The following is a 13,465-nucleotide window of genomic DNA, read 5'->3' on the forward strand; positions in this document are numbered from 1 at the left end:
AGGCGGAATCATGGTGCGGTATCGACTCAATATATTCAACAAGATTCTCATCATGGTTCTGCTTCTCTTGATCCCGATCCTGCTGCTCTACGGAATCTCGAACCGTACGGCCAATCAAGTTATCCGGGAGGAGATCGAATCCTCGAACCTCAACCGGCTCAGTTTCTTTCTCTACCAGATGGACTCGGCGATCGGGAATCTTTCCATGTTCCCGGTCATTTTGAGTCTCGACCCGCATATTCGCGAATTCGTGGACCGGGAGGGCGGATCGGCTGCCGAAACGCTGAAAGCCGAGTCACGCATCGCGGAGAAATTCGGTCTGCAGAGCGTATCGAGCAGCTGGTCGAACGACCTGACGGTGTTCATTCCGAGCAGTCATAAAGTGATCTCTACCAATATCTTTCTACATGGAACAGGCAGGCAGGGGTCCTGGAGCGATCCGATCCATACCGCCTGGAGTTATGAGAAGGATTCTTCGCGGGGAGATACGGTCGGATCTTTCATCCGGGAAATCGGCGTTCCGAGCAAGGTTCGAACTTTTGCCGACGCAGACGCGGTTTATCAAGTCCGGTTTCCGGTGCAGAATATCAGCAACCTTTTGGACGTTTCCAAGAAAGATAAGCAGAGCGACCCGTTCCTTTATCATCTGGGCTACGAACCGATTCTGAACAGCACTTCCGAACCGCACACAGTCAATAAAATCCGGGAACGTTTGTCCGGTGAAGCCTTGTCCGACTCAGGGCAGCAGCGGATGGTGATCGAAAATCAGGAGATCCTGGTCAGCTACGTCAAATCCCGCCAGCTCGGATGGTATTTGGTGGACTATGTTCCCGAGCAGAGAATCTTGTCTCCGATCGCCAAGACCAGCAATTTGTTCTACGGTTCGATCGCGCTACTGCTGGCTATGGGCGTCTTCGCTTCGTTCCTGTTGTACCGGCACGTGCAGATTCCCATCAAAAACATCATCCGAGGTGTGCAACGGATGAAGAGGGGAGACTTGTCGGCGAGGATCGACTACCGGGCGAAGAATGAGTTCCAATACCTCATCCAGCGCTTTAACGAAATGGCCGGTCAAATCCAGCAGCTGGTAGAGGTGGTATACGCGGAGAGAATCAGTTCGCGCGAAGCCGCCCTCAAACAGCTGCAATCGCAGATCAATCCGCATTTTCTCTATAATTCGCTTTTCTTCATGATCAATTCCGCCAAGGTCGAAGACTGGGATTCGGTCATCGCGATGGGTGAAAACCTGGCTGAATATTACCGTTACACCACCCGGGTCGAAAACCAAACGGTGCGCCTGAAGGACGAAATCGAGCTGATCGAAAACTATCTGAGCATTCAAACGATGCGAATGGTACGGTTGGAGTACGAGATTTCGGTGCCAGAGGAGATGTGGGAAGAAAGGGTCCCCCGGCTTATTCTGCAGCCGATCGTGGAGAACGCGGTCCTTCACGGAATCGAATTCCGGCTGGACGGTGGAAAAATAACGGTCACGGGAGAACAGGACGGCGAGTTGAATAGGATAATCGTCGAAGACAACGGCGTCGGCATGTCGGAAGAGGCATTAGCCCATCTGCGCGCCAAACTGACGGAGCCTATGTCGGAGGAAATCGGCTGCGGCGTCTGGAACGTGCATCAGCGGCTCAGCTATCAGTTCGGTGAAGCGTCGGGACTAACATTCGAGCACGTTCCCGGAGGCGGATTAAGAGTGATCTTGAATTGGACACGAAGCTCCGGAGCGTCAGGAGCCGGCAGTCCTGGGGAAGGGGGTAACAATGGTACAACTGATGATCGTGGATGACGAGATCCACGTTGTGGACCGCTTCCACAGCACCGTCGATTGGCAGTCGCTCGGCGTCGAGCAGGTGTACAAGGCGTATTCCGGTCCGGAAGCGCTGTCGATTCTGGAGCAATTCTCCATCGATATCGTCATGACCGACATTCGAATGCCTGCGATGAACGGCCTGCAGCTCATCGCCGAAATCCGGCGGCGCTGGCCGAAGACCAAATGTATCCTGCTTTCCGGCTATTCGGAATTTCAATATGCCAAAGAAGCGCTCGTGCATCAGACCGAAGACTACCTTCTGAAGCCGGTGAAGGAAGCGGAGCTTCTCTCTACGATCCGAAGAGTGATTGAGAAGGTGCATGCGGAATGGGAAGCGGTCGTGTCCCATCAACGGCTGGCCAAGACGCTCAAAGAGAATTTGCCCGTTCTTCGGGGAAGTCTACTTGACGATCTCCTCCTCGGCCGAAGAATGCCGGAAGCCGAGCTGCGAGAAAAAATGGACATGCTCGGCTTTCCCGCCATTCCTGCCGAATCCTTCGAACTGATGATGATCCGGCTCGAGGAGTTCCAGGACATGAGCCCGACCGGCTTGTCCTTGATGGAATACGCGATCGGCAATATCGTCGAGGAGTTGTTCGGGGAACATTATGTAAACTGGCAAACAAAGGACACACACGATTATTTGGTATTCGTTATGTTGCCTAGAATGTCAAATCTTTCACCCGATCCCGCTTGGTTCGAAAGAACCGCTTCGCTGCTGCAGTCGACGGTGAGATCGTATTTAAACGGTCAAATCTCCGTTCTCGTGAGCGGACAGGGGGAGTTCCCGGATGATATCCGGGAACTTTACGATCGCTCGGTGTCCTGTTTCCGGCAGCGGATCGGCAGCGTCAAAGAGCTTTTCATCCGGCTGGACGAGCCGACCGGTGAGCAGGCTGAAGTTCCGGTGTTGAACAGCTTGTACGAGCCGCCGACACTGATCCATCTGCTCGAAGCCGCCAGATGGCAGAGCGCCGAAGAAAAGCTGCGAGCCGCCTTCCACGAGATGGAAGGCAAGTGCGCCGATTCCCCGGAACATTTGCTCGAAGCCTATTTTTCCATCGCATCTTCTTATTCTTATATCGCGCATAAGAACGGGCGTACCTTAAACGCGCTCATCGGGGACGACTACAGCCTCATGATGCAGGGAACGAGGTTCCGTTCCGCGAAAGAATTAAAGGAATGGGCTTTCCGGGGACTGGAACGTATCCGGGAGGACGCCGACCGGGAGACGAATCATTCCCGATCATCCTTAATCAAACAGATCCAAAACTTCGTGGAACAGAACATCCACAAGGACGTTTCTCTTCAATCCATTTCCGAGCACGTCTTCTTGCATCCGGTTTACGTCTCGAAAATCTACAAGCTGGAAACCGGTGAAAATCTGAGCGATTATATGAACCGAATTCGTATGGAGAAGGCGGAATATATGCTCAAAAAGGGTACGGACAAAATTTACGAAATCGCGGCTCATTTGGGCTACCAGCGTCCGCATTCGTTTAATCATGCTTTCAAGAAAAGCTTCGGCATGACGCCGCAGGAATACCGGGATCAATTTTTATGAAAGCAGGTGGACTCGATGAAAATCACGAAAATGGAACTGTTTAAGGTACCGCCGCGGTGGTTGTTTTTGAAAATCGAAACGGACGAAGGAATCATCGGCTGGGGCGAACCGATTGTAGAAGGTAAAGCCGATACCGTCCGTGCTGCGGTCATGGAAATGAGCGATTACATGATCGGCCGGGATCCGATGAAAATCGAAGACATGTTTCAGGTTCTATACCGCGCTGGTTTCTACCGCGGCGGCCCGATCCTGTCCAGCGCAATCTCCGGAATCGAGCAAGCGTTATGGGATATCAAAGGGAAGTTCTATAATGCCCCCGTTTATGATCTGCTCGGGGGAGCTTGCAGGGAGAAGACGCGGGTATATTCGTGGATCGGCGGAGATCGTCCGAGCGATGTCGGCATGGCAGCCAAGCGGCAGGTGGAGCTTGGATTTACGGCTGTCAAGATGAATGCGACGGAGGAGCTCCATTATATCGATTCGATCGGCAAGGTGGACGCGGCCATCGCAAGAATTGCCGCCGTTCGCGAGGCCGTCGGCAAAGACGTGGGGATCGGCATTGATTTTCATGGCAGGGTACATAAATCCATGGCCAAAATTCTCGCCAAGGAATTAGAACCGTACCGTCCCATGTTTATCGAGGAGCCGGTGCTTCCGGAGAACAATGAAGCTCTGAAGGAAATCGCCCGGTATACTTCTTGTCCGATCGCGACGGGCGAGCGGATGTACACCCGATGGGGCTTCAAGGAACTGTTGGCGGAAGGCATTGTGGACATTATTCAGCCGGACTTATCCCATGCGGGCGGGATCTTGGAGACTCGGAAAATCGCGGCGATGGCCGAAGCCTATGACGTTGCGGTCGCCCCTCACTGCCCGCTCGGTCCGATCGCGCTTGCGGCTTGTCTGCAATTGGATACCTGCACGCCCAACGCGTTCATTCAAGAGCAGAGTCTCGGGATTCACTATAACGAAGGAAGCGACTTGCTCGATTATTTGAAGGATCCGCTTGTGTTTGAATACAAGGACGGCTTTGTGAAAAATTTGACCGGGCCGGGCCTCGGTATTGAAGTCGATGAGGACAAAGTCCGCGAAATGGCGGCTATCGGTCATCAATGGAAAAACCCCGTGTGGCGGCAAGAAGACGGAACCGTAGCGGAATGGTGAATGCCTCAGAAATTTCCCATGAGCATGCCTGCATAGGCGTGCTCTTTTTTTACTCTTTGTAATGTGTTAATTTAAGCGAGACGATGCCGCGGGAAGACTGTCGTTCAAGTGATCGATCGTTCGAGGAGTGATGTCTGATATCTTACTCAATCCTGTTGGTAGAAGATGAGAAATGGGTTCGTACGGCATTACGGAAAGTCATTGGAAAGTTGGACCTGCCGCTCTTCATTGTACATGAAGCCTCTAACGGACTTGAAGCCTCGGATTGGCTTAAATCCAATGAAGCCAGCCTGGTCCTTACAGATATCCGAATGCCTGTAATGGACGGATTGGCGCTCTTGAAAGATATTAAAAGCAACGGTTATCCAACCGACGTCATCCTGGTCAGCGGCCACGATGACTTCGCGTATGCGCAGCAAGCGCTTCGCGAGGGGGTAATCGACTACTTATTGAAGCCGGTGGAAGCGGAAGAGTTGACCAGATGCATCAGCGCTTGGATCAAGAGGAAGGAACAATCCGCGCCCAAGGGGAGTTCCGCCGCAGATATCATACCGGAGGAAATGTCCGCGGTAGAGCAGGTGCTATATTATCTCGAGACCAAACGTTTATATGACATAACATCAGCTGAGGCTGCGAAATTCGTGCATTTAAATCCGAGCTATTTCAGCAAACTGTTCAAACAAACCACGGGGATGACATTCACGGACTATGTAACCTCAGTCAGAATGAAGGAAGCGGCCAGACTGCTTGAGCATACGTCGCTGCGCATTACCGAAATCGGCGAACGGTTAGGCTTCATGGACACGGCTTATTTCAGCAATACATTCAAGAAAATCCTCGGGCACACGCCTAGCGATTATCGGAAGCGATTCGTTAAAGAGCCCAAATAACACGCAATTGTCATACATATCCCGGCCAACGCTTTTGTTCGTTCGAAAGGACGATCAAGGGCGTTTTTTTGTTTTTCAGTGACGCCGTAATCATTCTAAGCGATTCTTCCGGACATTCAGCAAACTTTCAGTTTTCATTCATGTATGTTTGTTGGCGATGCTATTTTCTTTGTGGTTGGATTGAAAACATTGACAAATATTTTCTTTCCAGATTAAATGAAATTAACTACTTGTTAATAACAAAATGAAAATAACAAAAAATTTCAGTGAATGTCAGGTGATCGCATGGAACGAATTCCGCTTAGAGACAGACAGGGCCTTACCGAAGAAGAGTTTTTACAGACTTACGATCCCAGTATTTTCGTTAGGCCGTCGGTTACGGTCGATATGCTCATTTTCACTGTGGTGGATAAACAAGAAGAAAACTATAGAAAACTTCCGAATAAGTCATTGAAGCTGCTTCTGGTGAAAAGAGGAGTTCACCCTTATTTAGGGCAATGGGCTTTGCCGGGAGGCTTCGTAACCCATGATGAAAGCGTCGATGATGCTGCATTGCGCGAGCTAAGGTCCGAAACCAATATCGACAATGTATATATGGAACAGCTTTATACCTGGGGAGAAGTGAACAGGGATCCTCGAACTCGGGTTGTGAGCTGTTCGTATATGGCACTCGTGGACAGCACGTCGCTTGAATTAAAGGCTGGAGATGATGCAGCCGATGCAAGATGGTTCGACCTAACATACAGTTTGCATGATGAGAAGAGGACAACGCAGGGGAACGATGCCGCAAACGAGTATTTGGTAAAAATGACGTTCAGCAACGATACAATCATCCTCGATGCGACAGTCAAAGTAATGGAAAAGAAGACTGGCAAGTCCTCCAGGATAGAAAGTGACCTCATAGAATCCAATGGGATTGCATTTGATCATGCGAAAATGATCCAATATGCTGTCAAGCGGCTCCGGAATAAGATCGAGTATACCGATATTGCTTTCAATCTCATGCCGGAACTTTTTACCTTGTCTGAGCTCCAGCAGGTTTACGAGGTGATTTTGGGAAAAGAACTGCTTCCTGCCGCCTTCAGAAGGAAAATAGCCGGAATGGTGACGGAAACGGATCAATTCACGAAGGATGCCGGGCATAGGCCTGCAAGGCTCTTCCGGTTCAATCCGAATTGGCGCTTTATTTAATTTTTAGGGAGTGATGGCATGCGGGCGATTGTGTACACCAAATACGGAACCACCGACGTTCTTAAATTCGAAGAGGTAGAGAAACCTGTTCCAAAGGAAAATGAAGTACGGATTCAAATACATGCTGCCTCCGTAAATTCTTGGGACTGGGATCTCGTGAGAGGCAAACCGTTTTTGGCGCGTCTTGGCGGGCTTCTAAAACCGAAATATAAAATACTCGGAGCGGATGTCGCGGGACGGATTGAAGCGACTGGTCCAAAAGTTACGCGGTTTCAGCCGGGTGACGAGGTGTTCGGGGACATTTCCGGATGCGGTTGGGGAGGGTTCGCGGAGTATGTATGTGTTCATGAAAATGCCTTATCCCTGAAGCCGGATGAAATGTCTTTCGAGGAAGCGGCGGCCATCCCGCAAGCGGCAGTGCTGGCCTTGCAGGGGCTTCGGTTAGGAGAACTTCGAGAAGGGCACAAGGTTTTAGTTAATGGCGCCGGCGGCGGCGTGGGCACATTCGCAGTGCAGCTAGCCAAATGTTTCGGAGCGGAAGTAACAGGCGTTGACCAAGCAGGAAAATTAGAGATGCTGCGAGCAATTGGCGCCGACCATGTCATGGATTATACCAAAGAGGATTTCACCCGAGGCGGACAGCATTTCGATCTGATTCTTGATGTCGCGGGATACCGGTCGATTTTCGATTGCCAGCGCGCATTATCTCCCAACGGCACTTATGTCATGATCGGAGGGGCAACAAGACGAATCTTCCAAGCCTTGTTAACAGGACCGTTTATTCGCCGTACCATGTGTAAGAAAATAAGACTTCTCATACATAAACCGAACTACATGGACCAAGATGTTCTGAAGGATTTATTCAAAGCCGGCAAAATCGTACCGGTGATTGACCGGTGCTACCCGTTAGGAGAAACCGCGGAAGCCATCGGGTATCTTGGAGAAGGGCGCGCCAAAGGGAAAGTGGTTATCCGAATGGATGAATAATTGCCGGACACGATTGGGTTTTGTATTTTTGATAGAGTTGATTATACTGGAGGCACATTCGTTAAGGGAGGGCCTTCCAGTGGAACAACGCACTTACGGGAAGACAGGGATGAAAGTCAGTGTGCTGGGATTCGGCGGTTCGGAAATCGGCTATGAAGGCAAAAGCACGGCGGAAGTCGAGCGATTGCTCGGACGGGCGCTGGATGCGGGACTCAATGTAATCGACACGGCGGAGTGTTATAAGAACTCCGAAGAGCTGATCGGCCAAACCGTCGCTCATCGTCGTAGCGACTATTATTTGTTTACCAAATGCGGTCACGCATCCGGCCTTGACGGAGCCGATTGGGACCCGGCCATGCTGGAGCAAAGCATCGATCGCAGTCTGAAACGGTTGAAAACGGATTATATCGATGTCATCCATCTTCACAGCTGTTCGGAAGAAGTATTGCGCCGCGGCGAAGTGATCGAAGTATTGAGGCGCGCCCGGGAAAAAGGCAAAACCCGTTTCATCGGCTATAGCGGCGACCACCTAGCGGCCAAGTACGCGGTAGAATCCGGTTTTTTCGATTCGCTTATGACATCGCTTAACATCGCCGATCAAGAAGCGCTCGAACTCACGATCCCCAAGGCCATGCGGCGGGAAATGGGGGTTGTGATCAAACGGCCAATCGCCAATGTCGCTTGGCGGCATACGAATAAACCGGATGAGAAAGCGTACGAGTTTCGTTATTGGGAGCGGTTACGGAAACTGGACTACGATTTTCTCACAAATTCCGAACCAGAGGCTGTCGGAACTGCTCTTCGTTTCACTTTATCTTCCCCAGGTGTGCATACAGCCATTGTCGGTACGGCCAATCCCAATCGGTGGGATGAAAATTCCCGTCTCCTCTCCGAGGGACCGCTTCCATCCGATCAATATCATGCCGTCAGAGATCGCTGGAAATCGGTCGCAAGCTCTGACTGGATCGGATTAGGTTAAACGCAGGTTTATTTCCTCTTGACTCTTACATCGATGTTAGGGTTTAAAATGAGTTCATCCCGAGCAGAGAGGAGGAGATGCAGGTTGAAAATCGGTGAATTGGCGAAACGGACCGGGGTCAGTATCCGCTCGCTTCGATACTATGAACAGCAAGGTCTTCTTGTTCCGTTGCGCCATGACAACGGGTACCGGGAGTACTCGCCGTTCGTGGTGGATCAAGTTCGCACGATCCAATTGTATTTGAATCTTGGACTATCGACAGAACAAATAGCCGGGTTCCTGCAATGCGTCCTGAAGAACAAGGAAGCCTTTTGCGACGAAGTACTGCCGATTTACCAGCAGAAGCTCAAGGAAATCGACGCGCAAATCCAATTGTTAAGCCACATCAAGCAAAATCTAATTGACCGCATCGACTCCATTTTGCTCGAACGAACACATCAGAGTGAGGAGGAACGTAAGTGAGCGTACAAGCGGTGAATGATGCTACTTTTGAATCGGGGATCCGAAATGACGGCGCGACAATGGTCGAATTCGGTGCAACATGGTGTCCGCCCTGCAAAGTATTATTGCCAATTCTGGATGAGTTGTCGGAAAACTATGGAGAGAAGCTTACCATACTGAAAGTGGATTGCGATGAATCCCCTTTAACATCAAGTCATTTCGGGGTGATGTCGATGCCGACCGTGATCTTGTTTCACAATGGTGAACCGGTGGAAAAGCTGGTGGGACTGCGTCCTAGAAGCGCTTATGAGAACGTTCTGGCTAAGTATGCCGTGAACGCGTAACTGTCTATGATCTGCCGAATATCGACAGGGAGGATATACCCCCTCAGCAACAAAAGCAGCCCAAGAGCTGCTTTTTTGTTTGGAGGTATCAGTCCTAAACTATATGTGAACAAAGAGTAATGTAAAATGAGCTGAGAAATGAAAGGGGAAGCTCTATGCATTACTTGAATATGCCCATGATGATATTGCTGCTTCTGGCTTTACTCGGAATTCTGAGTAAAAATGATTCGATTACGGTTGCCTCCCTGTTCTTGCTGTTATTAAAGTCGGCTCGAATGGAAGAAGCGTTTCCTTGGATTCAAAAGAACGGGTTGAATATTGGGATCATTGTTTTGACGATTGGCATTTTGGCACCGTTCGCGACGGGTGCGGTAGGTTGGCAACAGCTTTTGCAGTCCTTCGTCCATTGGAAGTCGATTGCAGCAATCGGTGTAGGGATCGGTGTCGCATATTTGGGAGCACGCGGCGTGCACTTAATGACTGTGCAGCCAGCGATCGTTACAGGGCTGATCATCGGAACCGTCATTGGCGTCGCGTTTTTAAAGGGAGTGCCAGTAGGACCGTTAATCGCGGCAGGCATATTATCTTTAATGGTGAGATAAGGCGTCAAGTGTTGCCATTCTCTAAAAAGCTGCCAAAGCAGCTTTTTTTCATATCAGGTAACATGTACAAGGCTGCTGCTGTCCAGTATGATGATTTTAATATAAACTCCCAATCGTGCCATTCTTAGGAGGCTTCATATGCCGGAACAGCAGGCTAAAGAGTTCATTTCCCGCATGATGACAGAAATTCATAAGCAGGTGATCGGTCAGCAGCAACCGCTTCAAATGATTGTTGCCGCTCTTCTGGCGGAAGGACACGTACTGCTTGAAGATGTCCCCGGCACGGGTAAAACCACGCTCGCAAAGGCGCTGTCCCAGACGTTCCAAGCCGACTTCCATCGCGTGCAGGCGACGCCTGATCTGCTGCCTCAGGATTTGCTCGGCGGCATGATCTACCGTCCGCAGACCGGAGAGTTCGAGCTGCGCAAAGGTCCCATTTTCACGCAATTTTTGCTGTTCGATGAAATTAACCGCTCCACACCAAGGACGGCATCGGCGCTGCTGGAGGCGATGGCGGAAGGCCAAGTCAGCATAGATGGCAGCACTCTGACTCTCCCGAAGCCTTTTTTCGTTATTGCGACACAAAACCCGTTAGAATCCCAAGGAGTGTTCCCGCTTCCCGAGGCACAGCTGGACCGGTTCCTCGTGAAGGTGAAATTAGGCTATCCTACACTCGAGGAAGAACGGCAGATTCTTCAAAGATTCCGCACGGGTACCCAGCCGGAACAACCGCAGCCCGTCATCACCCCGGAACTGCTCGCCGGCATCCGTCAGCAATGCAAAAAGGTGCTGCTCACGCCGGATGTGCAAAACTACCTGCTGCATATCGTACGCGCTACGAGAGAGGAGCAAACGTTCCTGATCGGGGCGAGTCCTCGTGCGGCTTTGTCCCTGATGGCGCTGTCCCAGTCGCTGGCCTGGATGGACGGACGGGATTTTGTGATCCCAGACGACATTAAACATAGCGTTGTTCCCGTATTTGCGCACCGCGTCGTTCTTACGCCCGACCGCCGAGCGCGCGGGGAAACGGAAGAGTCGGCGCTGCTGGAGCTTTTGGAACGGATTACAGTCCCTTCCGAGCTGGCCATTACACCCTAATCGGAAGTGGAGACCGGTGCCATGTGGACAATTTTATGGTTCTTGATGGTGATCGTCGTCTTTTGCTTGTGGGCGGCGCCGGAATATTGGGGAAGAAAGGTTTATCCGCACATTACCGTGGCGATGGAGTCATTGGACGTATTTGTAGATATCGGAGATCCCGTTACGATCCGCTGCAAGTTCAGCAACCCAACGAGGCTGCCTTGCCCGCGCGTCAAGCTGTCGATGAAGCTGCCGGAGCAAATCCGCAGCGGAAGGGAAGAGGACGGACGGGATCATGTCGAGGTCCACTTCTATTTAATGCCTCGCCAAATCGCTGAAGTGACGTTCACGGTATATGCGGTGCGCAGGGGAATAGCGCAGTGGCAGGAGGCGGATCTCGAGTTCACGGATGCGTTGGGCCTTCGCAAAGAATACCGCACCGTCTATGTACATGCCCGCGCCGTCGTTCGTCCGCGGCGCCTGCAGCCTGTGGCCTTACCGAGAACGTTGACGGAGCTTCTCGGGGAAATCCGTACAAAGAGATTCTATCACGAAGATCCGAGTTTATTCGTAGGGGTTCGCCCTTATCAAGCGGGAGACCCGCTGCGCGGAATTCATTGGCTCGCGACCGCCAGAACCGGAGAACTGATGGTGAAGCAATTTGGTCACACGACTTCTTCCAAAGTATTGATCTTATTTAACGGGCAAATGTTCGACTTGTATTGGAAGACCGTCTATAAGCATCGCCTCGACGCGATGTGCGAAAGATTGCTGCAGATTTCCGCCAAGCTGATGGAGAACGAAACATCGGTAGGATTGCTTACCAACCTGCATGACAGCATGGCGATGAGCTTCCATGAACCTGCTGCCTCAGGTCCCGTTCAATTGGCACGTTTGGCGAACCGGATGGGTTCCGTATCCGAACACCCAAGGTCCTCCATGGCGGATCTGATCCGCTCGGCCTCCCGCTATGCGGCGCTGGGAGACACCGTGCTTCTGTTGACTTCCTACTGGGATACGGAAGCCGTAAGGGCGGCCAACGAATGGCAGCGAAAATATAAAAACCTCATCGTGTATAACATGTTGTGGGACGACAATAAATGGAACCTGCCTGGCGTTCCTGCGATAACCGAGAATATTGCGTATTCGGATGCAGTAGACAAGGAGGCGGCCTCATGAGTCAGAGAGAATTGTCTCCTTTGGTGTACGTGTTCTTTGAAGGTTGCGTCCTCCTGTGCTGGATGCTCCTGCTCTCCGGCATGATGAAGCAGTTCGGCGAGATAACGATATTTCTGATATTTCCAGTCTTACTTTTGTTATGTGTAGGGTTGATAAAATGGTTGAATCGCAGCCTCGGATCCCGGGGCGCGGAGGCAGCAGGAGCATTGCTTGTGGTCGCAGTGATTGTACCCATAATCGCACGGCTGGGAACTTCCTGGTTTCTAATCGGTGCTGCGGTGATCGGTTTCATTTTTATTCATCGCATAAGCGGGATCTTGTACCAACAGGAGACGATGGAGCGGTTGTGCCGAGGGTATTTTCTGATGGAATCCATCGTCATTCCCTTCCTTACGGTGCCCAGTTTCCACACAGCCTCGGCTCGGGACATCGTGTCACCGGTCTTGATTCCATTGGCAGCTATTTCATGTTTCGGCATCCGGTTGTTTGTGCTGCTGCTCGTTCAAAGAACGCTGCGTGGAACTTGGCATTTTCGGATCCGGAACACGCTTCTGCCGGCCGGGCTCATCCTGGCGGTCCTGCTCGTGATGGCCGCATGGCCATTCGTGGCTACTGGGCCGCTTTACCTTATCGTCCCGCTCATGAAGTGGCTGGATCCCCTGATTGTATGGATGCAGAGCGTTTTCTCCAAAGTTCAGCCGCAGCAGCCTAACGAGGCCGGCCCAAACCAAGAGGCAATTGAAAGGGTCCAATGGGATTACCACGCGCCAAATATCCCGGACTGGGCTTTCTTGCTCGCGGTTATGCTGGCTGTGGTCGCCGTTTGGTATGTATTCAACAACAACAATAGAGTGCAAGCAGCAGCGCGGCAAACGACATTTCAACCGGAGGTCCAGATCAAACGGATGAGATGGTCGGCGAATCCGAGTCTGCAATTCCTCTCGACAACGGCACCGATTCGGCAAATCTACCAGCAAATGCTCAGATGGCTGGAAACGAAAGGGTGGCCGATCACTCCAGGTGAGACACCGCGGGAATATGCTCAGCGTGTTGAGTCGCAGCAATTGACAGGCCACGAAGCGACGCGTGAAGTGTGGGAAATAACCAAGTGTTACGAGCATTCACGTTACGGCGCGGAAACGCAGACGGTGGAAGACGACCCGACTGTCCTCAAAGCACGAGAAGCGCTTGAGCGTATGAAATCTACTTAATTATGATG

Annotated in this window: 13 protein-coding genes; all 13 read left to right on the forward strand. The window is 51.4% G+C overall.

Annotation, left to right across the window (positions count from 1 at the left end):
* Window positions 1–10 precede the first annotated feature (10 nt).
* The 13 genes from E5161_RS01430 (at window position 11) to E5161_RS01490 (ending at window position 13,457) form a co-directional block, all read left to right on the forward strand.
* A complete protein-coding gene (locus E5161_RS01430) occupies window positions 11–1,801 on the forward strand; it encodes a sensor histidine kinase (RefSeq protein ID WP_136775808.1) in 1,791 nt (596 codons plus the stop codon).
* Complete coding sequence (locus tag E5161_RS01435; protein WP_136775809.1) at window positions 1,776–3,389, forward strand: response regulator transcription factor; 1,614 nt, start codon at window positions 1,776–1,778, stop codon at window positions 3,387–3,389. Before E5161_RS01430 ends, E5161_RS01435 begins: the two co-directional genes overlap by 26 nt.
* Window positions 3,390–3,404: 15 nt before the next feature.
* The gene (gene dgoD / locus E5161_RS01440; RefSeq protein WP_136775810.1) at window positions 3,405–4,553 is read left to right on the forward strand and encodes a galactonate dehydratase; all 1,149 of its coding nucleotides are present in this window, start codon (window positions 3,405–3,407) and stop codon (window positions 4,551–4,553) included.
* A gap of 155 nt (window positions 4,554–4,708) precedes the next feature.
* On the forward strand, window positions 4,709–5,443 hold the full coding sequence (locus E5161_RS01445) for a response regulator transcription factor (RefSeq protein ID WP_281279832.1): 735 nt from the start codon (window positions 4,709–4,711) through the stop codon (window positions 5,441–5,443).
* A gap of 285 nt (window positions 5,444–5,728) precedes the next feature.
* Window positions 5,729–6,634, forward strand: a complete 906-nt coding sequence (locus E5161_RS01450) for an NUDIX hydrolase (RefSeq protein WP_136775812.1) — start codon at window positions 5,729–5,731, stop codon at window positions 6,632–6,634.
* Window positions 6,635–6,652: 18 nt separating this feature from the next.
* Window positions 6,653–7,621 (forward strand): NAD(P)-dependent alcohol dehydrogenase, encoded by a 969-nt coding sequence (locus E5161_RS01455; RefSeq protein ID WP_136775813.1) that lies wholly within the window; start codon window positions 6,653–6,655, stop codon window positions 7,619–7,621.
* 79 nt (window positions 7,622–7,700) lie between these two features.
* Complete coding sequence (locus tag E5161_RS01460; protein WP_136775814.1) at window positions 7,701–8,600, forward strand: aldo/keto reductase; 900 nt, start codon at window positions 7,701–7,703, stop codon at window positions 8,598–8,600.
* Between the two features lie 84 nt (window positions 8,601–8,684).
* Window positions 8,685–9,062, forward strand: coding sequence for a MerR family transcriptional regulator (locus E5161_RS01465; RefSeq protein WP_136775815.1), 378 nt, complete (start codon window positions 8,685–8,687; stop codon window positions 9,060–9,062).
* Window positions 9,059–9,385 carry a thioredoxin family protein gene (locus tag E5161_RS01470; protein WP_136775816.1) on the forward strand — a complete coding sequence of 109 codons (327 nt, stop codon included), beginning with the start codon at window positions 9,059–9,061 and terminating at the stop codon, window positions 9,383–9,385. Before E5161_RS01465 ends, E5161_RS01470 begins: the two co-directional genes overlap by 4 nt.
* Window positions 9,386–9,540: 155 nt before the next feature.
* Complete coding sequence (locus E5161_RS01475) at window positions 9,541–9,987, forward strand: DUF441 domain-containing protein (protein WP_136775817.1); 447 nt, start codon at window positions 9,541–9,543, stop codon at window positions 9,985–9,987.
* 138 nt (window positions 9,988–10,125) lie between these two features.
* Window positions 10,126–11,085: an AAA family ATPase gene (locus E5161_RS01480; protein WP_136775818.1), complete on the forward strand. Its 960-nt coding sequence runs from the start codon at window positions 10,126–10,128 to the stop codon at window positions 11,083–11,085.
* 21 nt (window positions 11,086–11,106) lie between these two features.
* Window positions 11,107–12,246: a DUF58 domain-containing protein gene (locus E5161_RS01485; protein ID WP_136775819.1), complete on the forward strand. Its 1,140-nt coding sequence runs from the start codon at window positions 11,107–11,109 to the stop codon at window positions 12,244–12,246.
* Window positions 12,247–12,458: 212 nt separating this feature from the next.
* Entirely contained in the window at window positions 12,459–13,457 is a 999-nt protein-coding gene (locus E5161_RS01490; protein ID WP_211246667.1) for a DUF4129 domain-containing protein, read from the forward strand.
* The last annotated feature ends 8 nt before the right edge of the window (window positions 13,458–13,465 follow it).

Source organism: Cohnella pontilimi, assembly GCF_005049045.1.
Taxonomy (GTDB): domain Bacteria; phylum Bacillota; class Bacilli; order Paenibacillales; family Paenibacillaceae; genus Cohnella; species Cohnella pontilimi.